The organism is Sphaerisporangium sp. NPDC049457 (assembly GCF_055586705.1).
In genome coordinates this window covers 32,470-58,855 of record NZ_JBVJHR010000014.1, presented here as the reverse complement: position 1 = coordinate 58,855, position 26,386 = coordinate 32,470, and the positions used below count along the sequence as shown (strand labels likewise).

General features: G+C 71.4%; 23 protein-coding genes. 10 read left to right on the top strand and 13 right to left on the bottom strand.

All coding sequences use genetic code 11. From position 1 onward, the window contains the following. Positions 1-4: 4 nt before the first annotated feature. A complete protein-coding gene (locus ACZ6QO_RS22295) occupies positions 5-1,189 on the bottom strand; it encodes a cytochrome ubiquinol oxidase subunit I (protein WP_465853435.1) in 1,185 nt (394 codons plus the stop codon). 89 nt (positions 1,190-1,278) lie between these two features. Between ACZ6QO_RS22295 and ACZ6QO_RS22290 the strand changes: the two genes are divergently transcribed. Next, positions 1,279-1,608 carry a helix-turn-helix transcriptional regulator gene (locus ACZ6QO_RS22290; protein WP_465853433.1) on the top strand — a complete coding sequence of 110 codons (330 nt, stop codon included), beginning with the start codon at positions 1,279-1,281 and terminating at the stop codon, positions 1,606-1,608. A gap of 39 nt (positions 1,609-1,647) precedes the next feature. Here the strand turns inward: ACZ6QO_RS22290 and ACZ6QO_RS22285 are convergent, their stop codons facing one another. Together ACZ6QO_RS22285 and ACZ6QO_RS22280 are read right to left on the bottom strand one after the other, a co-directional pair. Then, positions 1,648-2,379 (bottom strand): permease prefix domain 1-containing protein, encoded by a 732-nt coding sequence (locus ACZ6QO_RS22285; protein WP_465853431.1) that lies wholly within the window; start codon positions 2,377-2,379, stop codon positions 1,648-1,650. Between the two features lie 192 nt (positions 2,380-2,571). Continuing rightward, a complete protein-coding gene (locus ACZ6QO_RS22280; RefSeq protein WP_465853430.1) occupies positions 2,572-4,032 on the bottom strand; it encodes a pentapeptide repeat-containing protein in 1,461 nt (486 codons plus the stop codon). 216 nt (positions 4,033-4,248) lie between these two features. Here ACZ6QO_RS22280 and ACZ6QO_RS22275 point away from each other — a divergent pair, with 216 nt between their 5' ends. The 3 genes from ACZ6QO_RS22275 to ACZ6QO_RS22265 all read left to right on the top strand — a co-directional run bounded on the left by ACZ6QO_RS22275 (position 4,249) and on the right by ACZ6QO_RS22265 (position 7,841). Further along, positions 4,249-6,672, top strand: coding sequence for an ExeM/NucH family extracellular endonuclease (locus tag ACZ6QO_RS22275; protein ID WP_465853428.1), 2,424 nt, complete (start codon positions 4,249-4,251; stop codon positions 6,670-6,672). 174 nt (positions 6,673-6,846) lie between these two features. Continuing rightward, positions 6,847-7,233 (top strand): hypothetical protein, encoded by a 387-nt coding sequence (locus tag ACZ6QO_RS22270; protein WP_465853426.1) that lies wholly within the window; start codon positions 6,847-6,849, stop codon positions 7,231-7,233. 209 nt (positions 7,234-7,442) lie between these two features. Further along, entirely contained in the window at positions 7,443-7,841 is a 399-nt protein-coding gene (locus tag ACZ6QO_RS22265; protein ID WP_465853425.1) for a thioredoxin family protein, read from the top strand. Between the two features lie 217 nt (positions 7,842-8,058). Here ACZ6QO_RS22265 and ACZ6QO_RS22260 read toward each other — a convergent pair whose 3' ends face one another. Then, complete coding sequence (locus ACZ6QO_RS22260) at positions 8,059-9,399, bottom strand: class II 3-deoxy-7-phosphoheptulonate synthase (RefSeq protein WP_465853423.1); 1,341 nt, start codon at positions 9,397-9,399, stop codon at positions 8,059-8,061. Positions 9,400-9,550: 151 nt separating this feature from the next. Beyond that, complete coding sequence (locus tag ACZ6QO_RS22255; RefSeq protein WP_465853421.1) at positions 9,551-10,768, bottom strand: FAD-dependent oxidoreductase; 1,218 nt, start codon at positions 10,766-10,768, stop codon at positions 9,551-9,553. Between the two features lie 236 nt (positions 10,769-11,004). On the opposite strand from ACZ6QO_RS22255, the gene ACZ6QO_RS22250 reads away from it, so the two are divergent. After that, positions 11,005-11,592 (top strand): hypothetical protein, encoded by a 588-nt coding sequence (locus tag ACZ6QO_RS22250; RefSeq protein WP_465853419.1) that lies wholly within the window; start codon positions 11,005-11,007, stop codon positions 11,590-11,592. 201 nt (positions 11,593-11,793) lie between these two features. On the opposite strand, the gene ACZ6QO_RS22245 is transcribed toward ACZ6QO_RS22250, so the two are convergent. Both ACZ6QO_RS22245 and ACZ6QO_RS22240 read right to left on the bottom strand, forming a co-directional pair. Then, entirely contained in the window at positions 11,794-12,792 is a 999-nt protein-coding gene (locus ACZ6QO_RS22245) for a phosphotransferase family protein (RefSeq protein WP_465853417.1), read from the bottom strand. 209 nt (positions 12,793-13,001) lie between these two features. Next, on the bottom strand, positions 13,002-13,895 hold the full coding sequence (locus ACZ6QO_RS22240; RefSeq protein WP_465853415.1) for an aldose 1-epimerase family protein: 894 nt from the start codon (positions 13,893-13,895) through the stop codon (positions 13,002-13,004). A gap of 624 nt (positions 13,896-14,519) precedes the next feature. Between ACZ6QO_RS22240 and ACZ6QO_RS22235 the strand changes: the two genes are divergently transcribed. The 3 genes from ACZ6QO_RS22235 to cydB all read left to right on the top strand — a co-directional run bounded on the left by ACZ6QO_RS22235 (position 14,520) and on the right by cydB (position 17,590). Beyond that, positions 14,520-14,882, top strand: coding sequence for a cupin domain-containing protein (locus tag ACZ6QO_RS22235; protein WP_465853413.1), 363 nt, complete (start codon positions 14,520-14,522; stop codon positions 14,880-14,882). 310 nt (positions 14,883-15,192) lie between these two features. Beyond that, positions 15,193-16,587, top strand: coding sequence for a cytochrome ubiquinol oxidase subunit I (locus tag ACZ6QO_RS22230; RefSeq protein WP_465853411.1), 1,395 nt, complete (start codon positions 15,193-15,195; stop codon positions 16,585-16,587). Positions 16,588-16,600: 13 nt separating this feature from the next. Then, positions 16,601-17,590: a cytochrome d ubiquinol oxidase subunit II gene (gene cydB / locus ACZ6QO_RS22225; RefSeq protein WP_465853409.1), complete on the top strand. Its 990-nt coding sequence runs from the start codon at positions 16,601-16,603 to the stop codon at positions 17,588-17,590. Positions 17,591-17,598: 8 nt separating this feature from the next. Here cydB and ACZ6QO_RS22220 read toward each other — a convergent pair whose 3' ends face one another. Then, entirely contained in the window at positions 17,599-18,279 is a 681-nt protein-coding gene (locus tag ACZ6QO_RS22220) for a helix-turn-helix domain-containing protein (protein ID WP_465853407.1), read from the bottom strand. 146 nt (positions 18,280-18,425) lie between these two features. Here ACZ6QO_RS22220 and ACZ6QO_RS22215 point away from each other — a divergent pair, with 146 nt between their 5' ends. Together ACZ6QO_RS22215 and ACZ6QO_RS22210 are read left to right on the top strand one after the other, a co-directional pair. Next, positions 18,426-19,661 carry an acyl-CoA dehydrogenase family protein gene (locus ACZ6QO_RS22215; RefSeq protein WP_465853405.1) on the top strand — a complete coding sequence of 412 codons (1,236 nt, stop codon included), beginning with the start codon at positions 18,426-18,428 and terminating at the stop codon, positions 19,659-19,661. Further along, entirely contained in the window at positions 19,658-20,497 is an 840-nt protein-coding gene (locus tag ACZ6QO_RS22210) for an SDR family oxidoreductase (protein ID WP_465853403.1), read from the top strand. Before ACZ6QO_RS22215 ends, ACZ6QO_RS22210 begins: the two co-directional genes overlap by 4 nt. 33 nt (positions 20,498-20,530) lie before the next feature. Here ACZ6QO_RS22210 and ACZ6QO_RS22205 read toward each other — a convergent pair whose 3' ends face one another. The 5 genes from ACZ6QO_RS22205 to ACZ6QO_RS22185 all read right to left on the bottom strand — a co-directional run bounded on the left by ACZ6QO_RS22205 (position 20,531) and on the right by ACZ6QO_RS22185 (position 26,271). Further along, entirely contained in the window at positions 20,531-21,850 is a 1,320-nt protein-coding gene (locus tag ACZ6QO_RS22205) for a GH1 family beta-glucosidase (RefSeq protein ID WP_465853401.1), read from the bottom strand. An 80-nt stretch (positions 21,851-21,930) separates the two neighbouring features. Continuing rightward, positions 21,931-22,950, bottom strand: coding sequence for a LacI family DNA-binding transcriptional regulator (locus tag ACZ6QO_RS22200; protein WP_465853399.1), 1,020 nt, complete (start codon positions 22,948-22,950; stop codon positions 21,931-21,933). A 29-nt stretch (positions 22,951-22,979) separates the two neighbouring features. Then, positions 22,980-24,413 (bottom strand): GH1 family beta-glucosidase, encoded by a 1,434-nt coding sequence (locus ACZ6QO_RS22195; protein WP_465853397.1) that lies wholly within the window; start codon positions 24,411-24,413, stop codon positions 22,980-22,982. Further along, positions 24,410-25,285: a carbohydrate ABC transporter permease gene (locus ACZ6QO_RS22190; protein ID WP_465853663.1), complete on the bottom strand. Its 876-nt coding sequence runs from the start codon at positions 25,283-25,285 to the stop codon at positions 24,410-24,412. Before ACZ6QO_RS22190 ends, ACZ6QO_RS22195 begins: the two co-directional genes overlap by 4 nt. A 5-nt stretch (positions 25,286-25,290) precedes the next feature. Continuing rightward, the gene (locus tag ACZ6QO_RS22185) at positions 25,291-26,271 is read right to left on the bottom strand and encodes a carbohydrate ABC transporter permease (protein WP_465853395.1); all 981 of its coding nucleotides are present in this window, start codon (positions 26,269-26,271) and stop codon (positions 25,291-25,293) included. Between the last annotated feature and the right edge of the window lie 115 nt (positions 26,272-26,386).

Here is a 26,386-nt window from a genome sequence, read left to right as displayed (position 1 = left end):
GAGGTCACAGGGCCAAGGCCGGGGTGGGGGAGGGGTCGGCGGGTCGCGTCGCGCCGAGGTCGGCCTGCGCGGGGCCTCGCCGGACGACGCGGGCGATGAGCAGGTAGTCGACGAGGGCCAGCAGCGTCAGCAAGCCGGCGAACGCGGCGAACGAGAGGGTCACCATCTCCTTGGTGAGGCCGGGCGACATGGCGTCGGCCACGGTCAGCCTGCCGTACACCAGCCACGGCTGGCGGCCCACCTCGCGGGTGAGCCAGCCGAGGATCGCGGCGGCGAAGGGCAGCGGCGTCGTGATCATCAGCAGCGGGTGCAGCCAGCGGGCGCGGGCGAGCAGGTCGCGGAACAGCAGGGGGAGCAGGAAGAACATCACGATCGTGTGCACGAGCTGGCCGATGAGGATCATGGTGCCGAGCGCCGTCCCGGGTATCGCGCCCTTGAACTTGTCGGGCTGGATGTCGCCGATGAAGCCGAACTGCGCGTACCCGAAGCCGACGGCGAGGTTCGTGCCGACGAACGCCCACACCACGCCGGTGCGCAGCGACCGGCGGAAGAACTCCTGCTCGGGGGTGCGGCGGAAGAGCTGGTATGCGCTGGCCCCGATGATCAGGAAGCTGCCCGCGAACAGCCCGGCGCCGGCGATGTGCGGGAAGGCCATCAGCAGGCTCGGATTGGTCAGCAGCGCCCCGAAGTCGGTCAGCACCAGGTGGTCGCCGCGCTGGACGGCGCCGGCCGGGTGCTGGAGGAAGGAGTTCGCCACCATGATCCAGTAGGCGCTGGCGTAGGCGGTGAGCACGACCAGCCAGATGCACGCCAGATGCAGCTTCTTCGGCAGGCGGTTCCAGCCGAAGATCCACAGGCCGAGGAAGGTCGACTCAAGGAAGAACGCCACGAGCGTCTCGATCGCCAGCGGCGCGCCGAACACGTCGCCGGCGTAGTCCGTCAGTCCGCTCCAGCTCAGCCCGAACTGGAACTCCATCACCAACCCGGTGAACACGCCGAGCGCGTAGTTGATCACATAGATCTGGCCCCAGAAGCGGGTCATGCGCTCGAAGACCGGCCTGCCGCTGATGGCGTGGCGGGTCTGCATGATCGCGACGAGCGGTGCCAGGCCGAGCGTCAGCACGACGAACAGGAAGTGCAGGCTCCCCGTCACGGCGAACTGGAGCCGGGCCAGGTCGGTCACGTCCATGGCTCCTCATCTCTCTACATTGTGTCTGTCTACATGTAGAGAGCCTACCTATAGACTGGCGTCATGACGCATCTGGATAGGCTTGAGCGGTGAATGCCGACGCGCTCCGCGGTCACATGGACGCCTTGCTGCTCTCCGTCCTCGAGAGCGGGCCGCTGCACGGTTACGCGATCATCGAGGCGTTGCAGGAGCGCAGCGGAGGCGCGCTCAACGTCCCGACCGGCACGGTCTATCCCGCGCTGCGCAGACTCGAGCGCGTGGGTCACCTCACGAGCGAGTGGGCGACGGTGGCCGGCCGCAAGCGCCGCACCTACCGGCTCACCTCCGGCGGGCGCGCGGCGCTGGCCGGCGAACGGTCGTCGTGGCGGCAGTTCACCGACGCCATCGGCAGCGTCCTCGCCCCGCGTACCCAGGAGTGACGGCTCCCGGCGGCCCGACGCGAACGCCGCGCGGGCGTGTCAGCCCAGCGCGCCGGACCGGTGCGGTGCGGGGGCCGGCGCCGGCGGGACGGGCGGGACGGTCCGGGAGGCGATCAGGCAGCGCGCGGCGCTGAACAGCAGCGCCCCGCACAGCAGATAGCTGAGAACGCTCGCCACCATCCCGGGTGTGAAATCGGTGAAGCCGTTGAGCGACCGCCCGGCCCCCGCGGCCAGCACCAGACCGATCGCGAAGATCACCGGCACCTGGACCCACACGAGGATGCCCAGCGCCCGCGTGAGGACCTCCGGCCGCTTCAGCCGGCGGCGTCCCCGGCTGAATGCGAACAGGGCGAAGGCCCCGGCGACGCCCATGCCGAACTGGAAGAAGTCGAGGAAGCGCGCGAGCGGCGTGAACCAGGCGGGCTTGCCGGCGATGACGGTCGCCGCGGGTTCGGGGTACACGATCCAGATGCCGCTCCAGATGAGCGTCATGAGCGGCACGGTCACGAACAGCACCGCCGCGGTCCTGCGGCCCTGCTGCGCCGCGATCTCCTCCTGGTAGCCGGGGGCGATCACGCCGATGGGCCCGAACTCGGCGACCGCCATGCGCTCGGCCTCGTCGCGGCCGACCCCATCGGCGAGGTGGGCCTCGGCGGTGTCGGCGAGGCTGTCGCGTGCCTCGGCGACCAGGTCGCGCCTCAGCCGGGCTGAGCCGCGCAGCGTGCGGTCGAGTGTGGTCACGTAGTCGTCGATGACACTCGCGCTCGCCATGCTCTCCCCAGGTTCACCGCCCGCCATGGGCTTCGGCCGGCCCACATTGTCTCCTCTGGGGCGGCAGGGGGGTAATCCGGGTAATCCCTGAGCCGTCCCTGGGCCGCCCCCCACCGGAAGGGCCCCCTGGGGACGCCGCAGCCCGGAACGCCGGTCGTCCGGGACGGCGCCCCGGCGCCGAGCCGGCCGGGGTCAGCCGACGCCGGTCGCGGTGGCGTGCACGGCGGGCGTCGGGGAACGGTGGCTGACGGGCCGCCGCCCCGGGTGGGATCCGGACGTCCACACCAGCGCGCCGGTGGCGACGGCGGCCACCACGACCAGCCAGCCGAGCGCCCGCCCCATGCGCATGCCGTACCCGCAGGTCAGCCAGTAGGCCGCCAGCGCGACCCGCAGGCGCCGCCGCCGGGTCGCCAGGCGGCGCATCTCCATCGCGCCGAACGCGAAGTCCGCCGAGGTCTGCGTGTCGTCCACCGCCCGCCGCAGCCGCTCGTACAGGGCGGCCAGCCGGCCGGGGTCGAGCGGCTGCTCGGCCCGCGTGGACCAGCCGCGCCAGGCGTGCTCGTCGGCCAGGACGCGGCGGCGGCTCCACCACAGCACCGGCGGCCAGCGCAGCCCGACCCGCACCCCTGTGGGCGTGGCGGCGAAGTGGCAGTGCGACAGCCGTAGCGCCTCCGGCCGCCGCACCTGGGCCAGCCGGCAGCCGCTCAGATCGGCTCCGTGCAGCGTCAGCTCGCAGGCGTCCAGCCGGTCCAGCGACGACACCCGCAGCCGGCCCGAGGGGCCGGTCACGGCCGCCGGCCCGCTGAGGACCGCCTCGCGCAACTCCAGGTCGACGTCCGACAGCCGCGCGGTGAGCCGGGCCGCGACCCTGGCCCCCCGCAGGTCCACCGGGCACCCGGCGACCTCCAGTTCCAGCGGCGCGGAGGCGTGGATGCCCGGCAGCGCCAGCCGGCGGCCGGCGCGCAGCCCGGTGAGGAAGGCGCCGCCGTGGAAGCCCGCCCCCTCGAACCCGGCCGTGCCGCCGAAGGTCGCCTTGCGGAACGACACGGCCCTGCGGAAGCGCGCGCCGCGGAACAGGGCGTCGTTGTCGAACACCGCGCCGTCGAAGGCCGCGAAGCCGTGGAACTCGGCGCCGCGGAACGAGGCGTCCCTGCCGAACCGGGCGTCGCCGAACAGCGCGTCGCTGCCGATGCGCACGCGGTCGAAGGTCCCGTGCCCGCGCAGGCGCGCGCCGTGCATGGAGAACTCGCGCGAGAAGCGCACCTCGCGGAAGGAGGCGTTACGGGTGAAGCGCGTGCCGAAGAACGAGGCCAGGCGGTCGAAGCGCGCGTGGTCGAAGGTCGCGTCCCCGGCGAAGACCACCTCGCCGAACCGGGCGGGCCCGGTGAACAGCGCCCGGTCGAACCTGGCCCTGCCGAAGTGGCGCCCGGCGGCGTCGAGCACCCGGGTGAGCAGCTCCTCGTCCAGGGCGGTGCCGCGCAGGTCGACGCCGCCGCCGGGGGTCAGCCGGCGGAGGATCTCTTCCAGCTCGGCGGGGGCCAGGTGCGCCAGGCAGCGGTCGAAGGGCGGGCAGGTGACCCCGGCGCACGCCGCGGAGGCGTCGCAGGTCTGCCAGCCGACGTCCAGGGAGCGCGTCTTCAACGGGGGCGTCATGCCAAAGTCATACCCAATGTCGGGTAACGGGTCGCTAAATCGTGACGGGAAGCTGACAGAGTGTATCCGTGGCGTCGGATCCACCCGGCCCGCTAGGTCTACAGCCGCCAAGCCTGCCGGCGGCCGCTCGACACCAAGTGTCAAGCTTCGGTTATTTCACCTTCTATCTAGTTCTAGTACGAGATCGTAGCCTCCCTCCGGCCTACGCTCCCGGTCATGCGTGCTCTATCCCGGGCGCTCGCCGCCCTCACGGCCGCCGGCACGACCCTCGCGGGCGTCGCCGTCCTGTCATCGCCCCCGGCGTCCGCCGAACCGGGGACGGTGGTCATCAGCCAGGTGTACGGCGGCGGTGGCAACACCGGAGCCCCGTACACCAACGACTTCGTCGAACTGTTCAACCGCGGCGATGCCGAGGTCTCCCTCGACGGGTGGTCCCTGCAGTACGCCAGCGCCACCGGCACCGGCGCCTTCGCCGCCAACAAGGTCGGCCTGTCCGGCACCGTCGCGCCGGGGCGTTACCACCTGATCCAGCTCGCCGCCGGCGCGACGCCCAGCACCCCCCTGCCCGCCCCCGACGCCACCGGCGGGCTCACCCTCAGCGCCACGGCCGGCAAGGTCGCCCTGGTCCGCTCCGCCGAGGGCCTGGCCTGCAACGGGGGTTCCACGCCCTGCTCGGCGGCGCAGCTGGCGCTGCTGGGCGACCTGGTGGGATACGGCAACGCCGACTTCTCGGAGGGCGCGGCGGCCCCCGCCCTCACCAACTCGACCGCGGCCGTCCGCGGCGGCCACGGCTGCGCCGACACCGACGCGAACGCCGCCGACTTCACCGCAGGCGCCCCCGCGCCCCGCAACTCGGCGACGCCCCCCGCCCCCTGCGGCACGACCCCCACCCCGACCCCCACCCCGACCGGGCCCGTGGACCCGACCCCGACGCCGGAGCCCACCGACACCCCGGAGCCGACTCCCACCCCCTCGGACACGCCGACGGCGAGCCCCACGCCGACCCGCACCGCCGAGCCGTGCACGCTCCCGGCGACCCACCAGATCGCACAGGTGCAGGGCGGCGGCGCGACCAGCCCGCTCGCCGGGCAGAGCGTGCGCGTCGAGGGCGTCGTCACCGGCGACTACCAGGGGACCGGCTCACTCGGCGGCTTCTACCTCCAGGACCCCACCCCGGACGCCGACCCCGCCACCTCCGACGCGGTGTTCGTCTTCACCGCTGAACCGGCCGCGCCGGGCGACCGCGTGCTGGTCAGCGGCACCGTCACCGAGTTCAACGGCCTGACGGAGCTGTCTCCGGTCACCTCCGTCGAGGTCTGCGGCACCGGCGCCGTCAAGGCCGCCAAGGTCAAGCTCCCCCTCGCCGAGGGCGCGAGCATGGAGCCGCTGGAGGGCGTGCTCGTCACCTTCCCGCAGAAGCTGACCGTCTCGGAGGTCTACAACCTCGGCCGCTACGGCGAGATCACCCTGTCCGCCCACGGCAGGCTCTTCCAGCCGACCGACCGCGACAAGGTCGACCCGGCGCTCGACGCCCGGCGCCGCATCCTGCTCGACGACGCCTCCAACGTCCAGAACCCGCCCCAGCTGCCGTACCACACCGGCGGCACCGACACCGTTCGCGTCGGCGACGCCACCGCCGGCCTCACCGGCGTGCTGACCTACGGCTTCGGCGTCTACCGGATCGAGCCCACCCGGCCGGTCGCCTTCACCCCCGACAACCCGCGCCCGGCCGCGCCCGCCAAGGTCGGCGGCGACGTCAGGGTCGCGAGTTTGAACACCCTCAACTGGTTCACCACGCTGGGCTCGCGCGGCGCCACCACCGCCGAGGAGCGCGACCGCCAGCTCGCCAAGCTCGTCTCCACGCTGAAGGGCCTCAACCCCGACGTCGCCGGCCTGATGGAGGTCGAGAACAACGGCGTCACCGCCCTGAACGCCCTGGTGGACGCGCTCAACGCCGCCGTCGGCGCCGGCACCTACAAGGGCGTCATCTCGCCGGCGCCCGGCACCGACGCGATCCAGGTCGCGCTCATCTACAAGCCCGCGGCGGTCAAGCCGGTGGGCGCGCCCCGCACGTCGAGCGACCCGGTCTTCCGCCGGCCGCCGCTGATCCAGGAGTTCCAGCGCGCCAAGGGCGGCGGTACGACGTTCACCATGATCGTCAACCACTTCAAGTCGAAGGGCTGCGGCGGCGCCGGCGGCGCCGACCTGGACCAGGGCGACGGGCAGAGCTGCTTCAACGCCGAGCGCGTCCGTCAGGCCAAGGCCGTCCTCGGGCTGATCGACACCCTGCGGCTGCCCGGCCCGGTCGTGCTCGGCGACCTCAACGCCTACGGCGAGGAGGACCCGATCCACACCCTGGAGGCCGGCGGGCTGACGAGCGTCAGCAAGAAGTTCCTCGACAGGAAGGACCGCTACAGCTACGTCTTCGACAGCCTGTCGGGCGAGCTGGACCACGTGCTGGTCGGCAGGCCGCTGCTCAAGCAGGTGACCGGTGCGACCATCTGGCACGTCAACGCCGACGAGGGCCGGTTCATGGACTACAACACCGAGTTCAACCCGCCCTACCTGTACGCGCCGGGCCCCTTCCGCTCCTCCGACCACGACCCGCTGCTCTTCGGCCTGAAGCTGAAGAAGAGCTGATCCCCCGCGTCGTCCCCGGCGCGGAAAGCCCCGGCTCCGGCCGGGGCTTTCCCATTGGGGGACGGGATTCGCCCGGCGTGGCCGCCCGCCCGTCCGCCGTGCAGGCGGGATGTAAGCGGACTGTAAGCCGTCGCCACTAGCTTCTTCCTAGCGAAAGATCACTAGGAAAGGCACATGATGTCCATCAACCTCCCCCGTCACGCTCTCGCGGTCTGCGCCGCGGCGACCCTCGTCTCGCTCACGACGGGATGTGGCGGCGGCAACACCCGGGCGGTCTGCGAGGACGCCGTCAAGGCGTTCCAGGACTACAGCACCAAGGCGGCGGCGGGCGCCGGCAACCTGGAGGCCTTCAACACGGCGGGCGCCGAGCTGGCGGCCAAGCTGAAGGACCTGTCGGGCAAGGCCGACGGCGACCTGAAGGCCACGCTGGCGGACCTGTCCACCACCTGGGGCGACATCAAGATCGACGTGTCGAACCCGGCCGCGGCGGCGACCGAGCTGACCAAGCTCGGCACCCAGGCCAGCGAGGCCACGCAGCGGCTAGGGAAGAACTGCTCCTGACGCGCTTCCGGCGGACGCCGGCCGGCTGGACGCCGACGCGCGGCGGCCCACGATCGACGAAAGATCGAACCCGCACATATGAGAAGCCCTCGGCCCTGCGGCGCCGGGGGCTTCCCGCGTTCACGTCCGGCGGATCCGGTGCGGAATTCAGGGAACGGGTAGATGGTTATGTCGATCGAAAACGACGAGACACGAGACGAGGACACACTGTGGCGACCATCGCGGTGACCGAGAAGAACTTCAACGACATCGCCGACGAGGGCATCGTCCTCCTCGATTTCTGGGCGGCGTGGTGCGGGCCCTGCCGCACGTTCGGCCCCATCTTCGAGAAGGCTTCGCAGAAGCACGAGGACATCAAGTTCGGCAAGATCGACACCGAGGCCGAGCGCGGCCTGGCCGAAGGGTTCGAGATCACCTCCATCCCCACCGTCATGGCCATCCGCGACGGCATCGTCGTGTTCGCCCAGCCGGGCGCGCTTCCCGAGCCCGCGCTCGAAGACCTGATCAGGCAGGTGCGCGCGCTCGACATGGACGCCATCCGCAAGGAGATCGCCGCCGACATCGACTCGGGCGCCGCCGAGGGCCCCGGCGACGGCAGCCGCCCCTGAACGCCACGACGGCCCTGCGGGCGCCGGGCCGGCTCTAAGCCGGAAGGGCGCCGAGCGCGGAAGGCGCTGAACGCGCCGCCGCGCGACGCTGAACGCGCCGAGCGCGCGCGAGCCGCGCGGGAGTACGCGGCGAACGCGTCCGTGAGAAGGCGAGAGCCGGTCCGGCCGCCCGTGGAGGGGGTGGCCGGACCGGCTCTCTCGCGTGATGAGGGGCCGCTCAGCTGGAGCGGTAGAGCTCGGCGAGCTGGAAGGCAAGGTCGAGCGACTGGCTGCGGTTGAGGCGCGGGTCGCAGGCCGTCTCGTAGCGCAGCGCCAGGTCCTCCTCGACGATCGGGTGGCCGCCGCCGACGCACTCGGTGACGTCGTCGCCGGTGAACTCGATGTGGATGCCGCCCGGGTGGGTGCCGAGCGAGTGGTGCACCTCGAAGAAGCCGGTGACCTCGTTGAGCACGTCGTCGAGCCTGCGGGTCTTGTGGCCGCTCGGCGCCTCGAAGGTGTTGCCGTGCATCGGGTCGCAGATCCACGCGACCTGAGCGCCGCTCGCGTGGACCTTCTCCACCAGCGTGGGCAGCGCGTCGCGCACCTTGGCGGCGCCCATGCGGGTGATGAACGTCAGCCGGCCCGGCTCGTTGGCCGGGTTGAGCTTGTCGACGAGCGCGAGGGCGTCCTCGGGCGACGTCGTCGGCCCGAGCTTGACGCCGATCGGGTTGCGGATGCGGCTGAAGAACTCGACGTGGGCGCCGTCGAGCTGGCGGGTGCGCTCGCCGATCCAGACCATGTGGGCCGACACGTCGTAGGGCAGCCCCGTGCGGGAGTCGACGCGGGTCAGCGCGCGGTCGTAGTCGAGGATCAGCGCCTCGTGCGAGGAGTAGTACTCGACGGTGTGGAACTCCTCGGGGTCGGCCCGGCAGGCGCGCATGAACGCGAGCGCGTGGTCGATCTCGCGGGCGAGCTGCTCGTAACGGCGACCGGACGGCGACTCGGCCACGAAGTCCTGGTTCCAGGCGTGCACCTGCCGCAGGTCGGCGTAGCCGCCCTTGGTGAAGGCGCGGGCCAGGTTGAGCGTCACGGCCGAGGAGTGGTAGGCGCGCAGCAGCCTGGCGGGGTCGGGCGTGCGCGACTCGGGGGTGAAGTCGAACCCGTTGACCATGTCGCCGCGGTACGCCGGCAGCTCGACGCCGCCGCGCGTCTCGGTCGGCTTGGAGCGGGGCTTGGCGAACTGCCCGGCCAGCCGGCCGATCTTGACTACGGGGACGCGGCCGGCGTAGGTGAGCACGATGGCCATCTGCAGCAGCGTCTTGAGCTTGTTGCGCACGTTGTCGGCCGTCGCGCCGGCGAAGGTCTCGGCGCAGTCGCCGCCTTGCAGCACGAACGCCTCACCCCGCACCACGGCGGCGAGCCGGTCCTTCAGCTCGTCGCACTCGCCGGCGAACACCAGCGGCGGCAGGCCCTGAAGCTCTGCGACGGTGCGCTCCAGCGCGGCGGGATCGGGCCACTCGGGCTGCTGCGCGGCGGGCAGCTCCCGCCAGGAATCCAGGTTGATCGGTTCGGCGCTCACGCTAAAAGGCTATTGCACCTTCGCCCGTGCGACAGAGTTCGTGTCCACAAGGTGAGAAATCTTTCTCCATATCGGGTACCGGACGAGGCGCCCGGCGTCCGCTTTCCGGCTGTTGCGGGCCGATCATGCCTGCACGCCGGTTCCGCGTGGTTCACGAGCCGCCCTCGCGCGGCGCCTCCGGCGAGCGGACGTGCTCGGGCAGGACGCCGAAGCCGATGAAGCGGCGCGCGACGGCCCCGACGATCGGCAGGCGCGACGGGTCGCGCGGCAGCGGCACCGGCCGGGAGGAGCCGCGCAGCGCCGGGCCGATGATGCGGGCCTGCACCACGCGCTGCGCCAGCTGGGTGATCACCGTGGGTGCCAGGCGGCGGCGCTGCAGCCGGCGCAGCAGCGACTCGGGAACGTCCCCGGCGAGCAACGGTCCCGCGAGCAGGTTGGCGGCGGCCACCGCGTCCTGCACGGCCAGATTGATGCCGACGCCGAACACCGGTGACATGGCGTGCGCGGCGTCCCCGATGAGCAGCAGCCCTGGACGGTGCCAGCGGCGCAGGCGGTTCACGGCCACCCGCAGGACGCTGACGTCGTCCATGCTCGTCAGCTTGCCCGTGCGGCCGGCCAGGAAGGGCAGCAGCGTGCCGACGGACGCGCGCAGCGACTCGATGCCCTCGGCCTTGACCTGCTCGAACCGGCCCTTGGGGATCAGATAGGCGAGCTGCCAGTAGGTCTGACGGTTGATCGCGACCATCATGCGCCCGGCCGAGACGCGCAGGAAGACCTCGTCGACGTCGCCGGGCTCGCGCGGCAGCCGGAACCACACCACGTCCATGGGCGCGCCGTGCTCCACCGGGACCAGGCCCGCGGCGCGGCGCACCTCGGAGTGCCGCCCGTCGGCCCCCACGGTGAGCGTGGCGCGCAGTTCGTGCTCCCCTTCCCGGTCGCGGTAGCGCAGCCCGCGCACCGCGCCGCCCTCCCGGATGAGGCCCACCACCTCGGCCTCCATGATCAGCCGGAAGGAGGGATGGCGGCGCGCCGCCGAAGTGACCAGGTTGAGGAAGTCCCACTGCGGGACGAACGCGATGTAGGGGAACCTGCTCTTCAGGCCGCGCAGGGACGCCGCCTCGACCATGCGCTCGTCGGTCCACACCAGCACCTTCTGGCTCTTGCGGTGCGGCAGCGCGAGGAATTCATCGGCGAGCCCCAGCTCGTCGAGCACCTGCATGGTCGAGGGATGGATGGTGTCGCCGCGGAAGTCGCGCAGGAAGTCGGCGTGCTTCTCCAGCAGCGTCACCTCCACCCCGGCGCGGGCGAGGAGCAGTGCCAGAACGGCCCCGGCGGGGCCGCCTCCGGCGATCGCACATGTGGTCCGCATTTTTCATCACCCGTTGAAATCATCGCACACCTCGCCCTCCCTTTGAAGCTCCTGCGAAAGCCCGGACGCGGGGCGCCGCGATCTTCCGTGACGCGGGGTGCGATCGCCGCGATTCCCGGCGCCCACGGGGGTCGCGGGCATCATCGAGGTGCGGAGGAGGAATAAGCGGAGGTCTCGGGGGCAGTCGGACAACGCCCACGAAGGGGCGACACCGAGGCGACTTGGAGTTGAGGTCCATGATAATTCTCGGCCTGCTCTTGATCGTGCTCGCCGGCGCGGCCCTGGTCGCGGTGGCGAACGACGAGTCCGGCGGCATCGCGGCGTCGGTCACGGTGCTGGACCGTACGTTCCAGCTCAGCAAGCTGGAGCTGTTCCTTGCCGGAGCGGCCACCGCGGCCGTGTTCCTGATCGGCCTGATCCTGCTGACGGCAGGGATGCGCCACTCCGGCGCGAAGCGCAGGAAGCTGCGCGAGGCGCGGCTGGAGACCCGCGACCGCGTCCAGCGGCTTGAGGAGGAGAAGCGCCGGCTGGAGCGGAAGCTGGAGACGGAGACCGCCACCGCGCCGGTCGCCGCCACCACGCCCGTCACCGGCGCCACACCGGAGGCCACCGACGGCTCCGTGCCCGCGGGGCGGCACGCGCACACGCCCGACCGCGACCATGACGGCGTGGACGACCGGGTGGAGGTTCCCGCCGCCCGGCCCGCCGGCCGCCCGGCCTACCGCGACCGCGACGCCGGCACCCAGCCGACGCGGGCCAGGGACGTCCAGGCGGGCGACCAGCTGGTCGCCGGCCCTCGCACCAACCGGGACGCGGGCGCCTGACATGCGCGCGGACACCATCAAGGACCGGCCGGTCGTCCGGGGACCCGGTCCCTGGGCGGCCCTGCCGGCGCGCCGGCGCCTGTCGCGGCCGGTGGAGCACCGCTGCTCGGCCCGGTGCCCGCGCTCGCGGCGTCCGGGACGGGCGCGCCCGCGCCGCCGGTGTCCGGTGACCGTGACCCAGGGACGGCCGGGGACGGCGCTTCAGCGCTGCCTGAGCAAGGCCAGGCAGTTGGTGACCCCGGCGGTCGCCGGCTCGCGGATGCGGGCGTAGTCCTCCGGCGGGTACTGGCGGGGGCCGTCCTCCACCAGCAGGATGAGGTTGAGGTACAGCCGGTACAGCGCTTCGCGGACGCGGGCCCGCGGGGTCAGGTCCAGCTTGCCGCCCGCCTGCCGGTAGCCCACCAGCATCGGGTCGTCCTCCCTCAGCTCCCCGAAGATCGTCGGCGTGATGAAGTCGGCCAGCGGATCGCCCCAGAAGGCCCGCTCGTGGTCGATCAGCGCCTGGACGCGCGGCGGCCCCCCTGGCCGGCGGGTGAGGAAGACGTTGCCGGGCCAGATGTCGAAGTGGACCAGCGCGGGCGCCGTCACCTCATCCAGCGCGTACACGTTGGAGTGGATCGCGCCGGCGATGTCCACCAGCGAGCACGGCAGCGGCGTGGCGTAGCGCACCGCGTCGTCCATGAGGGCGCCCATCATGACCACGAAGGCGTCACGCCACGTGGCGCCGGTGAGCCCGGCGTAGGGGTAGCCGTAGGCGCCCTGGCCGGGGATCGCGTGCAGCGTCGCCAGATGACCCCCCACCTCGTGCCGCAGCGCGCGGTGGTCGGCGTCGGTGAGCGAGGCGGCCTGACTCCACGGGACGCCGTCCAGCGCTGAGAAGACCAGATAGTCGCCGCCGAGCCCCGGGTCGTCGAAGCCGGAGTGCAGCAGCCGCGGGAGCGGCAGGCCGGTGGGGGCGGCCAGGTGGTACACGAGCGCCTCCGTGCGCAGCAGATGGCGCTCGTAGGTCAGCAGCCGCAGTTCGGGGGGCGGCGCGACCTTCGCGACGACCTGGCGGCCGTCGTCGAGGGTGATCCGCCACACCGCGTTGGCGAAGCCGTCGGTGAGTTCCTCGGTGGACCGCGCCCCCGATCCGAGTGCTCCACGGATCAGCGCGTCCAACTGGGCGGCCGACAGCCGGCGCTTGGTCCTGCTCTCCATCGGTCACATCACTTCGACTGGTCGAGACGGTCAGGGCTCGGTGGATCGACTTGGCAAAGCGATCCGGAAGACGACTGGAACGTCTGGAACGAAAGGCGGTCTGGAAGACGACGTGTACGGCGACGTGGGAAGACGGCCGGGAAACGGCCGGAAGCCCGCGGGGCCCCGGCGGAAGGCCGGCGCCGTCACGGGCCCCCGGGCCGCGCGCCTCAGACCGCGGAGATGGTCCAGGTGACCTCGTGCTTGCCGCCCGGGTCGAGGACGACCAGGTCGGTGCCGGTGTTGAACGCGTCGGGCGGACAGGTCATCGGCTCGACCGCGATGCCGCGGTGGCCGAACCCCGTGCCCGTGCACACCTGCACCCACGGCATGGCCGCCGCGTCCCAGGCGATCTGCACCGCGCCCCGGTCGCCGCTCAGCCGCGCGCGGCTGAGGCCGTCGGGACCCGTGGTCAGCCCGGTGAACGCCTCGTCGATCACGGTGTCGGCGAGCGCGCGGGGGGAGCGGAAGTCGAACGGCGTGCCGTCGACCGGCTCCAGCGTGGTCGGGATGAGGACGTCGTCGACGCGCAGCACCCGGCCGGCGGGCAGGTCGAGCTCCCAGCCGGTCTCGCCGCCGTCGTCGGCGATCAGCCAGGGGTGCGGGCCGCAGCCGTACGGCGCCCGGCGGACGCCGATGTTCTCGGCGGTCAGCGTCGTCGCCAGCCCGTCGGAGTTGAGGGCGTAGCGCACCTGCAGTGCCAGGCGGAACGGATAGCCGGGGGTGGGCTCGATGGTGTGCGCCAGCCGCGCGAAGCCGTGGTCGTCCTCGTCGATGAGCTCGACGAGCTCCCAGTCGGCGAACGCCACCAGCCCGTGCAGCGCGTGGCCGCGTTCGGGCTCGTTGACCGGGACCTCGAACGACTCGCCCTCGAAGTTGTAGCGCCCGAGCGCGACGCGGTTGGGCCATGGGGCGAGGATGGTGCCGCTGTAGTGCGGGATGGGGCCTTCCACGGGCCAGCTGGCCACCAGGTCGCGCTCGCCGTGCCTGAGCACACGCAGGGCAGCGCCCACCTTGGTCACCTCGGCGTGATAGCCGCCACCGCGTAGAACGTACTGAGGCACTGGGGGAATCCTCTCATCGACGCGCGAACGCAAGAATCCGGGCGGCACCAGGGGCACGCCTCCCATCTTCCCGGTAGCTCTCCAGCGATCGACACCGGGGTACGGCGGTGGGAGCGCTCCCATAGCGCCCTAAAGGTAGGGGCTTTGGCGCGGAGAGTCAACTAATCGCGTAAATACGGTCACAGATCACGAGGTTTCGGACATGTGCTGAGCCGATCGACGAAACCCCAGGTCAACCTGGTTCAGGGCAGCAAACACCGAACCCCTGGGCGAAGCTCTCCCGCTTCTTCACCGCGAGCCCCCGGCGTGCGGAAACATCCGCACGGGCAGTCAATGCCGACTGTCAGGTCGCCCTGTGAACCATGTCAGGCTACTCGCGAAACGGTTTTATGTGGAGACCTCCGACGACACGCGTCGCCCCCCGCGCCCCCCGTCGGCCCCATCCCGGACCTCCCCGCCGGCGGGACGGTCCGGCGGCCGGGGGATGGCCGTCGGCGCGGCGGGACGAACCTCGCGGGGGTGATCCGGTAGTGGCGGCGTAACAGCCCTCGGCCGGGGATGGTCCCTCAGGGCGGTGGGACGCTCTCGCGCGGGCGTCACGGGCACCTGCTAGCGTCGCCGCCCGTGACGGACAAGGTATACGTCGGGCGCGCCGAGACGGACGCGGCCGGCGACATGGGCTGGCTGCTCGGGCACTTCAAGCCGCCCGGCGACCTGCGCCACAGCGACGAGGTCGAGATCAAGTGGGGCGTGCACGCGCGCGGCGACAGCCGGCCCGAGTGGGTCAGGGGAGAGCGGCGCACCGCGCTGCTCATCCTGATCAGCGGAAAATTCCGCGTCGAACTCCCGGATCGCAGCGTGCTGCTGGCGGAGCCCGGCGACTACGTCGTCTGGGGGCGCGGGGTCGACCACTCCTGGTACGCCGAGGAGGCCTCGGTGGTGATCACCGTCCGCTGGCCCTCCATCCCGGGCTACGCCGTCCGATGAGCCGACGCCACGGAAAGCGAACCGGGCCGCCCGCCGCGCCACGGCGCCGTCCCCGCCGCGCCCAGCCGACCCGGCGCCGGTCGTAGGAGCATCCCCGCCGGCGGTAGAGGTGACCGGCACGCGTCGGTCCTTCTTCGGAGTGCCGGGGGCGCCGGTCGTGAGAAGGGCGGGGAGGCAGGTGCTCGCGTGGTGATGGGACCTTGGTCGGTTCGTGGGGGGCCAAGGTCCCGTGACCGTCGGGGCTGGTGACTCTGGGGGGAGTGGGCGCGCCTTCGGAAGGCTGACCGCAGAGATCTGCGGAGGAGCGCGCATGGATGTCCTTGACCTGTCCCGTTGGCAATTCGGGATAACGACCGTCTACCACTTTCTGTTCGTGCCGCTGACGCTCGGGCTGTCGGTCGTCGTCGCGGGCTTCCAGACCGCCTGGTATCGCACGCGCAACCCCGCCCACCTGCGGCAGACCAAGTTCTGGGGCCGGCTTTTCCTCATCAACTTCGCGATGGGGGTGGTGACCGGCATCGTGCAGGAGTTCCAGTTCGGTATGAACTGGAGTGAGTACTCCCGCTTCGTGGGGGACGTCTTCGGCGCGCCGCTGGCCATGGAAGGGCTGCTCGCCTTCTTCCTGGAATCCACGTTCATCGGCCTTTGGATCTTCGGCTGGGATCGGCTCCCGCCCCGGGTCCACCTGGCCACCATCTGGCTCGCGGCGTTCGGCACGAACATCTCGGCGTACTTCATCCTGGCCGCCAACTCCTGGATGCAGCACCCGGTGGGCTACCGGCTCAACCCGGCCACCGGCCGCGCGGAGCTCACCGACATCTGGGCGGTGCTCACCAACTCCACCACGCTGGTCACCTTCCCGCACGTCCTGTTCGGCGGGTTCGTCACCGCGGGCGGCTTCGTCATCGGCGTGAGCGCTTGGAACCTGTTGCGGCGCAGGGACGTCGAGCTGTTCCGCACCGCGACCCGCGTCGCCCTCGGCATCACCGTGGCCGCCTCCATCGGCGTCGCCCTCAGCGGGCACGCGCAGGCCCAGATCATGACCCGACAGCAGCCGATGAAGATGGCCGCCGCCGAGGCGCTGTGGGAGGACGAGAGCTCCGCCGGCTTCTCGCTGTTCGCGGTCGGCGACGTCGAGCACGGCCGCAACCACGTCAACCTGCAGATCCCCTACGGGCTCAGCATCCTGGCGACCAACACCCCCGGCGGCAAGGTCGAGGGCATCAACGACGTCCAGGCCCGTTACCAGGCCCTGTACGGAGCCGGCGACTACCGGCCGGTGATCGGCCTGGCCTACTGGTCCTTCCGCCTGATGATCGGTTTCGGCGTGCTGTCCGCGCTGCTGGCCCTCGCCGGGTTGTGGTTCACCAGGCGCGGGCGGCTGCCGGGCGGCCCCTGGTTCCACCGCCTGGCCATGCTCGGCATCGGCCTGCCGTTCCTGGCCAACTCGCTGGGGTGGATCTTCACCGAGATGGGGCGCCAGCCGTGGACGGTGTTCGGCGTCATGCGCACCGCCGCCGCCGTGTCGCCGGGGGTGGACGTCGCCGAGGTCGCCATCACGCTCGTCGGCTTCACCCTCGTCTACGGGGTGCTGGCCTTCATCGAGGTCCGGCTGATGCTGAAGGCCATCCGCTCGGGCCCCGAGACCGAGGAGGCGTCCGAGAAGGCGCCCGACATCGACCCCACACCCGCTCTTTCGTACTGAGGGACGACCTGCCATGGAACTCACCACCGTCTGGTTCCTGCTCATCGCCGTCCTGTGGACCGGATACTTCGTCCTGGAGGGCTTCGACTTCGGCGTCGGCGTGCTGCTGCCGTTCATCGGCCGGGACGAGACCGGCCGCCGCGTGGCGCTGCGCGCCATCGGCCCGCTGTGGGACGGCAACGAGGTGTGGCTGCTGGTCGCCGGCGGCGCGACCTTCGCCGCCTTCCCCGAGTGGTACGCCACCCTGTTCTCCGGCTTCTACCTGCCGCTGTTCCTCATCCTGCTCGCGCTGATCGCTCGCGGTGTGGCCCTTGAGTACCGCGGCAGGAGCGACGACCCGAAGGGATGGGACAGGGCCATCTTCTGGGGGTCCGCGGTGCCGGCGTTCCTGTGGGGCGTGGCCTTCGCCAACATCGTGCGAGGCGTCCCCCTCGACCGCGACCACGAGTACACCGGCTCGCTGCTGACCCTGCTCAACCCGTACGCGCTGCTCGGCGGACTGGCCACGCTCGCGCTGTTCACCCTGCACGGCGCGGTGTTCCTGGCGCTGAAGACCACCGGCGACGTCCGGCGGCGGGCTCTGGCGGCCGTCAAGTACGCGGGCCCGGTGGCGCTGGCGGCCGGAGGGGTGTTCCTGTTCATCACCCAGCTCCTGACCGGCAAGCCCGCCACGTGGATCAGCGCGGCGGCCGCCGCCGCGGGCATCGCCGGCGCGCTGGCCGCGGCCGCGCGCGGCCGGGAGGGGCGGGCGTTCCTCGCCAACGCCGTGGCCATCGTCGCCGTGGTCGTCACCCTGTTCGGCGGCCTGTGGCCGAACGTGATGCCCGCCCTGGACCCGGCCAACAGCCTGACCGTCGCCAACGCCTCCTCCACGCCGTACACGCTGACGGTGATGACCTGGGTCGCCGCGATCTTCACCCCGATCGTGCTGGCCTACCAGGGGTGGACGTACTGGGTGTTCCGCAAGCGCCTGACCGGCACGGACGCGGCCCGCTCGCACTGAGTTCCGCCTCACCGTCCTGCGCCCCGGTCCCGCCCGTCCCGCTCGCCGATCAGGCGGGCGGTCTCGGCGGACACCTCGGTGGCCAGGACGGCCGACACGACGTCGATCAGGTGGCTGGTGAACAGCCGGTCGTCCTCGCGCTCGGCCTCGCCCGCGCGCCGGGCCAGCTCCACGTGCGTCATCCTGATCGCCGTGAAGCGCTGGTGCAGGCGACGCACGGCGACCTCGGGCAGCAGCGGCGCCACCAGCGCGCGCCAGCGGTCGATGCTGCGCTCGGGGCCGGCCGGCGCGCCGCGCAGCACCACCGGGTCGGCGCGCTGGACGAGCTGCTCCATGATCCGCAGAAAGTGGCGGCCGCCGTCGGGGTCGGCGAGCTTGGCCGCCAGCGGCCGCACCAGCGCCGCGGCGAGCGCGCGCCTGGCATCGGCCCCGGGCGGCCCGCCGCCCCGGGACTCGTACTCGTCGAGGAGCTGGTGGCGGCGGGCCTCGACCTCCGGCTGGTGCTTGCCGATGACGGCCCGCAGCAGGCCGGCCCGGTCGCCGAAGTGGTACTGCAACGCCGTCGTGTTGCGCTGGCCGGCCGCGGCGTTGATCTCGCGCAGTGACACGGCGTCGATGCCCCGCTCGGCGAACAGCCGCTCGGCGGCGCTCACCAGCCGCGCGGAGGTGGCGGCGGGGTTCGGGGGCATCCGCTGATCCTTGTCTTGCCGGTGGACGCGTCCATGTCTATCGTATTCAGGCACATGCCTGAAATCCTCATGCGATCGTATTGAAACGCGCCGCCATGGGCGCGTCGTGCCGATGGCCGGGCGACGCCGGCCGACGAGGAGGGCCGATGGCCATCGACTTCACGCTCGCCCCCGAGCACGAGGAGATCCGCCGGCGCGTGCGCGCCTTCATCCAGGACGTGGTCATCCCCGCGGTCGCCGGGTTCGACGACGAGTCGCGCGCCACCACTCGTGAGGAGTACCTGCGGGTGATCTTCGGCCTGCGCGCCAAGGCGCGCGAGGAGGGCCTGTGGCTGCCGCACATGCCCAAGGAGTGGGGCGGCATGGGCCTCGGCCACGTGGAGCTCGCCATGGTGCAGTCGGAGGCCGCCAAGACCCGCCTCGGCCCGTGGATACTCAACTGCGCGGCCCCCGACGAGGGCAACATGCACACGCTGCTGCACTGGGGGAACGACGAGCAGAAGGAGAAGTACCTCCGGCCGCTGCTCGACGGCACCAAGATGTCCTGTTTCGCGATGACCGAGCCCGAGGTGGCCGGCTCCGATCCCACCCTCATCCGCACGCACGCGGTCAAGGACGGGGACGAGTGGGTGATCAACGGCCACAAGTGGTTCATCTCCAACGCCCGCCGCGCGAGCTTCGCCATCCTCATCGCCAGGACCGAGGCGGACGTGCCCGAGGGCTCCCGGGGCGCCAACACCGCCTTCCTCGTCGACCTGCCCCAGGAGGGGTGGGACGACGTCCGCGAGGTCGAGACGATGCACGGCTCCACCGGCCACAGCGAGATCGTCATCACCGATCTGCGGGTGCCGGACGCCGCCGTCCTCGGCGGCCGGGGCAACGGCCACCGCCTGGGCCAGTACCGCCTCGGCCCCGCCCGGCTGGCGCACTGCATGCGCTGGATCTCGCAGGCCGAGACGGCGCTGGACATGATGGTCGACCGCGCGCTCAACCGCTACAGCCACGGGTCGCTGCTGGCCGACAAACAGGGCGTGCAGTGGCTCATCGCCGACTCGGCCATGGAGCTGTACCAGTGCAAGCTCATGGTCCTGCACGCCGCGTCCAAGATCGACAAGGGCGAGGACTTCCGCACCGAGGTGTCGATGGCCAAGCACTTCGTCGCCGGCAGCCTCAACCGGATCATCGACCGGTCGATACAGGTGCACGGCGCCCTCGGCTACTCCACCGACACCCCGCTGGCCAACATGTTCCAGCACGCCCGCTGGGCGCGCTTCGCCGACGGCGCCGACGAGATCCACCAGATGCGCATCGCCGAGCGTACGATCGCCGCGTACCGGGCCACCGGCTCGACGAGCGCCGCCACCGGAGGGTTGCCACTGTGACCGACAACGACGCGGCGGGCGGCTTCGCCCGTCTCACCGGCGCGCCGGCGCGAGGGGCGCAGGGGCAGGGGGCGCCGTCCAACGTGGTGCGCTCCGACCGGCTCGACGGCAAGGTGGCCCTCATCACCGGCGGCGCGAACGGCATCGGCGCCGCCGCCGCCCGCCGGCTGGCCGAGGGCGGCGCCCGGGTGGTCGTCGCCGACATCGACGACGCGGCGGCCGGGCGGGTCGCCCGCGAGACCGGCGGGACGGCCGTCCGCTGCGACGTGCGGCGCCCCGCCGACAGCGTGAAGGCCGTCGCCCTGGCGGTCGAGCGGTACGGGCGGCTCGACCTGGCCTTCCTCAACGCCGGCGTGGCCACCGGCTGCGGGCTGGGCGACGACTTCGACCTGGAGCGCTACCGCCTGGCGATGGGCGTCAACCTCGACGGCGTCGTGTTCGGCGCGCGGGCCGCGATCCCGGCGCTGCGGGCGGCCGGCGGCGGCACGATCGTGGCGACCGCCAGCATGGCCGGCATCGTCGGCATTCCCGCCGACCCCGTCTACGCCGCCAACAAGCACGCCGTCGTCGGGCTGGTGCGCTCGCTCGGCCCCGCCCTGGCCCCGGACGGCGTGAAGGTGCAGGGGCTGTGCCCCTCCTTCGCCGACACCGCCATCCTGGACGGCAGCAGGGGCCTGCTCGAGCAGATGGGCTTTCCCATCCTGCCGGTCGCGGCCGTCGTCGACGCCTTCATGCGGCTGCTCGACAGCGACGGCACGGGGGAGTGCTGGTTCGTCGTCCCCGGCCGCGAGAGCGCCCCGTTCGAGTTCCGCCGCGCCCCCGGCCCGCGGGCCTGACCGTCCCCGACGGCCGGGCCCGCGGCGCCGCGGTCAGGTGAGGCGGCCGCCGGCGATGACGTCGCGGTACCACAGGGCGCTGTCCTTCAGCGTCCTGCGCTGGGTGGCGTAGTCGACGTGCACGAGGCCGAAGCGGGCGTCGTAGCCCTCGGCCCACTCGAAGTTGTCCAGCAGCGACCAGACGTAGTAACCCTCCACCGGCACGCCCTCGGCCAGGGCGTCGTGCACGGCGGCGAGGTGGTCGCGCAGGAAGGAGACGCGCTCGCCGTCGGCGACGCGGCCGTCGGCGCCCACCTCGTCCGGCGCGGGCACGCCGTTCTCGGTGATCACGATCGGCACCGCGGGGTAGTCGTACTTCAGGCGGGTCAGGGTGTCGTACAGGCCCCTTGGGTAGATCTCCAGCCAGTCGAGCTGCGCCGTGGGGTGCTTGTGCACGCGCTCGCCCGTGGCGTCCACGAAGTGCGGCGTGTAGTACTGCACGCCGAGGACGTCGATGGGCTCGCTGATGACGGCGAGGTCGCCGTCGAGGATGCGATCGGGCATCGGGCTGCGCTCGGCGATCCACGCCAGCGTGTCCTCGGGGTAGGCGCCGGTGAAGATCGGGTCGAGGTAGAGCCGGTTCTCCAGCCCGTCCTGGTGCCAGACCCGCCGCTGGGTCTCCGGCGAGGAGTCGGCGGCGTAGGTCGGGTGCAGGTTGAGGGCCGGGCCGATGCGCCGGCCGGGGTGGGCCTGGTGCAGGACGCCGGAGGCGAGGCCGTGGCCGAGCAGCAGGTGGTGCAGGACCACGAACGCCCGTCCGTCGTCCTGGACGCCGGGAGCGTGGATGCCCCAGCGGTAGCCGCAGTCGACGACGGTCTTGGGCTCGTTGATGGTGAGCCAGTCGCGCACGTCCAGGGCGTCGAACATGATCTCGGCGTAGTCGGCGAACCGCGCGGCGGTGTCCCTGTTCTCCCAGCCGCCGGCGTCCTGGAGCGCCTGGGGGAGGTCCCAGTGGAACAGCGTCGCCATGGGGTTGATGCCGCGCTCCGCCAGCCCGTCGACCAGGCGGCGGTAGAAGTCCAGGCCCCGCTGGTCGGGCTTGCCGGCGCCGTCGGGCTGCACGCGCGGCCAGGCGATGGAGAAGCGGTAGCCGCGCAGGCCGATCGAGGACATCAGGTCGAGGTCCTCGCCGAAGCGATGGTAGTGGTCGGCGGCCACGGCCCCGGTGTCGCCGTTCTTGACGTTGCCGGGGACCGCCGAGAAGGTGTCCCAGACCGACACCCCGCGGCCGTCCTCCTCGACGGCGCCCTCGATCTGGTAGGCGGAGGTCGCCGCACCCCAGACGAACTCGCCGGGGAAACGCTGCTCAGGCACGGGGTTCTCCTTCGGGGGGTGGGCGGTGCGCGCCGGCGGCCCGGCCCCCGGTCATACGGGGAGCCAGGCCGCCGGCGTGGTCAGGCCGAGCCGCGCTCGACCAGATGGGTGTCCAATATGACGACCGGCTGCTCCAGCCGCTCGCCGTTGATGCGCGAGACGAGCAGCTGCGCCATCTGGCGGCCCATGTCCTCGGTCGGCTGGTGGACGCTCGTGAGCGGCGGCACGGTGTGCGCGGCGATCGCGGAGTCGTCGAAGCCGATCACCGCCACGTCATCGGGGATGATCTTGCCGTGGTCCTTGAGCACCCGCATCGCGCCGAAGGCCATCGGGTCGGAGGCGGTGAAGACGGCGTCCAGCGTCGGATGCTGCTGGAGCAGGCGCTCCATCGCCGTGACGCCGCTGGCCTCGCTGAAGTCGCCGTAGGCGACGATCTCGTGCATGCCGGTGGCCAGCAGCGCGTCGCGGTATCCGGCCAGACGGTCGACGCCCACGCCCATGTCCTGCGGGCCGGCGATGGTGGCGATCTGCCGCCTGCCCCTGCCGAGCAGGTACTTGACCGCCTGCCGGGCGCCGGCCCGGTTGTCCATGTCCACGTAGCTGAACGGGGTGAACCCGACCGGCCGGCCGCCGAGGACGGTGGGCACGCCCATCTCCTCGAGCCGGCCGGGCAGCGGGTCGGCGCCGTGCAGCGAGATCAGCAGGACGCCGTCCACGTGCTGGCCGGTGAGGTAGAGCTCCAGGCGCTCGTGCTCGTCGGTGGACTGCGCCATCGTCAATATGAGCTGCAGCCCGGTCTCCGACAGCGACGAGCCGATGCCGCGGATGATGCCCGCGAAGAACGGCTCGTCGAAGATGCGCTGCTCGGACTCCGACACGACCAGGGCGATCGTGTCGGTGCGTCTGGTGACCAGGGTGCGCGCCGCCCGGTTCGGCACGTAGCCGAGCTCGTCGATCGCCTGCTGCACGGCCTCGCGCGCCTTCTCGCTCACCTTCGGCGAGCCGTTTATGACGCGCGACACCGTGCCGCGGCCGACCCCGGCGCGAGCGGCGACGGCCTCTAGGGTCGGTCGCGCTCCCGAGCGGCGGTCCCCGTTCATCAAGTTAGCCCCCTCCTGACAGTTGAGCTTTATTCTGCCGGACCCAGCAGGCCGCCTCTGCGGATGGTTTCGGCGTACCAGAAGGCGCTGGACTTGGGGGTTCTGCGCTGAGACTCGTAGTCGACGTAGACCAGGCCGAAGCGCTTGCCGTAGCCCCAGGCCCACTCGAAGTTGTCCATCAGGGACCAGGCGAAGTACCCCTTGAGCGGGATGCCCGCCTCGATGGCGGTGTGGCAGGTGCGCAGGTGCGCCTCGATGTAGGCCAGGCGCTCCTGGTCGTCGACCGTGCCGTCCACGACGACGTCGTCGAACGCCGCGCCGTTCTCCGAGATGACCAGCGGGATGCTCGGGTACTCGGTGGCGACGCGCTGGAGCACCTCGTACAGGCCGAGGTCGTCGATCTCCCAGCCCATCGAGGTGACCGGCCGGCCGCCGTTGACGAAGGACACGTGCTCGCTGCCCGGCCACGGCGACCCGGCGCCGGTGGGCGCCGCGGCCGCGGAGGCGGCACCCCCGGGCTTACCGGACACGGTGAACCGGCTGTAGTAGTTCACCATGAGGGTGTCGAACGGGGTGGAGATGGTGGCCAGGTCGCCGTCCTCGATGAAGTCGATCTCGGTGACCGCGCTCAGGTCCTCAAGGACGTCCTCGGGGTAGGCGCCCTTCAGCAGCGCGTCCAGGAAGAACCGGTTCTGCAGGCCGTCGATGCGCCGGGCGGCGTCCAGGTCGGCCGCGTCGTCGGTGGCCGGGCTGATGGCGTACAGGTTGACCGACCCGCCGATGTTCACCCCCGACCCCTGGGCGCGCAGGGCCTGGACGGCCAGGCCGTGGGCGAGGTTGAGGTGGTGGGCGGCCCTGATCGAGGAGGCCGGCTCGCGCCGTCCCGGCGCGTGCTCGCCCGAGGAGTAGCCGAGGAAGGCCGCGCACCAGGGCTCGTTGACGGTGCTCCACTGCTTGACGCGGTCGCCGAGCGCCTGGTGGACGCAGGTGGCAAAATCGGCGAAGCGCTTCGACGTGTCGCGTACAGGCCAGCCGCCGAGGTCCTCGAGCGCCTGGGGGAGGTCCCAGTGGTACAGGGTGAGCCAGGGCTCGATGCCGTTGGCCAGCAGCTCGTCCACCAGCCGCCGGTAGAAGTCGAGGCCCGCCTGGTTGACCGCCCCGGCCCCGTCGGGCTGGATCCTCGGCCAGGAGACCGAGAACCGGTAGGCGGTCAGCCCGAGATCCGCCATGACGGCCACGTCGTCACGGTAACGCTGGTAGTGGTCGATGGCCACATCGGCGTTCTCGCCGTTGAGGATGCGGCCCGGCTGCCGGACGAACGAGTCCCAGATGGACCTCCCGCGCCCGTCCACGTCGGTGGCCCCTTCGATCTGGTACGCCGAGGTGGCGGCGCCCCAGACGAAGCCGGTGGGGAACGCGAGGGCGGGGATGCCGGTCTGGGGTTGAGTCTCCTGCGTGGTCACGCTTTGACCGCACCTTCCATGAGTCCGCCGACGATCTGCCGGCCGAACGCGACGAAAACGACAACTAGCGGTAGTACGGATAGAGCCGTTCCGGTGAAGATCAGGACGTAGTCCGTGCTGTGTGCCGCGGTGAGGAAGCTGATCGACACCTGAACCGTGGGGTTGTCCGGGCTCAGGACGATCAGAGGCCACATGAACTCGTTCCAGTTGAGCATGAACGTCTGCAGTGCCAGCACCGCCATGCCGGGCCGCACGGCGGGCAGGATCACGTTCCACCAGATGCGCATGGTGGACGCGCCGTCCACCCGCGCCGCCTCGACCAGCTCTTCTGGCACGGCCTGATCGGTGTACTGCGTCATCAGGAAGACGCCGAAGCCGTTGAGCAGGTAGGGCAGAATGACGGCCTTGAGCGTCCCGACCCAGCCCAGGTTCACCATGAGCTGGTAGAGCGGGACGATGCCCATCTGCTGGAGCGGCACCATCATCGTGATGAGGATGGAGCCGAGCAGCAGGTTGCGGCCGCGGAAGTGGAGCCTGGCGAAGGCGAAACCCGCGAACGTCGAGATGAGCACGACGGAGATCGTCACCGTCGAGGTGACGATCAGCGAGTTCACCAGACCCGTTATGAAGTGCGCGTCCTCGGTGGCGAGCACGCGTTGGATGTTCTCGCCGAGGTTGCCGCCGGGCAGCAGCGGCGGGGGCACGTCGACCGCCTCGGAGTTGGTCCGAGACGCGATGATGATCATCCAGTAGATCGGGAAGATCGACAGCAGCACGGTGACGCCGAGGACGATCTTCGTCAGCGGCGTGGCGCGGAACGGGTCCCGCTTGCTGCGCGCGCTCTCCCTCCGCGCCGGCCCGGCCTGCGTGATCGTGGTCACTTACTGCCTCCGATCCGGCGGACGAACGCGTAGTTGATGCCGACACCGAGCAGGATCAGGACGAACAGCAGCCAGGCGGCCGCCGCGGCGTAGCCGTAGTCGAAGTTGCGGAAGCCCTGCTCGACGATGTACATCGCGATCGTCTGGAACTGACCGGTGGCGCCGCCGTCCATCCGGTTGCTGGCGAACATGACGGGCTCGGCGAACAGCGTGAGGCCGCCGATCGTCGAGACGAAGACGGTGAAGATGATGGTCGGGCGGATCATCGGCAGCGTGATCTGCCAGAACTGGCGCCGCGGGGAGGCTCCGTCGATCGAGGCCGCCTCGTAGAGGTCACGCGGGATGGTCTGCATGCCGGCGAGGTAGATGATCGCGTTGTAGCCGGTCCATCGCCAGTCGACCATGGTCGCGATGGCGGTCCAGGACGACCACTTGGCGCTCTGCCAGTCGATGTGCTGGTCGACGCCCACGAAGCTCAGCAGCCAGTTGATCAGGCCGAAGTCACGGCCGTAGAGCTGGGTGAACACGATGGCGACGGCGACGACGGAGGTCACCAGCGGCACCAGCACGCCCAGCCGGAAGAACAGCCGCCCGCGCAGGCGCTTGTTGAGCGCGTTGGCGAGCATGAGAGCGAGGACGAGCTGCGGCACCGTGGCGAGGACGAAGATGCCGACGGTGTTGATGACCGCGTTCCAGAAGTCCGCGTCGGCCAGGAGCTTGGCGTAGTTCTCCAGCCCGGTGAACTCGGCGTCGCCGCCGGCGAGCCCGTAATCCTGGAGCGAAACCCATAGGGTGAACACCAGGGGGAAGAGACCGAAGATCGCGAACAGGATGAAGTACGGAGAGATCAGAAAGTATGGGGTCGCCTTGAGGTCGAACTGCGACCAGATGCGGCGGCGGGAGCGCGAATGGTGGCGTCCCGGCCGCGGCGGCGGAGGCGCCGGGTCCGCCCGCTGCGTGTGGAGGTTGACGCTCATCGGATTTCCGGGGCGTTCCCCCTGGCCGGCGGCCACGGGGTGGAAGCCCCATTCTCCTTCTTTCGTCGGTAACGGTCGATGGTGTGTCCGCTACCAAGCGATAACCAAGCTCGGC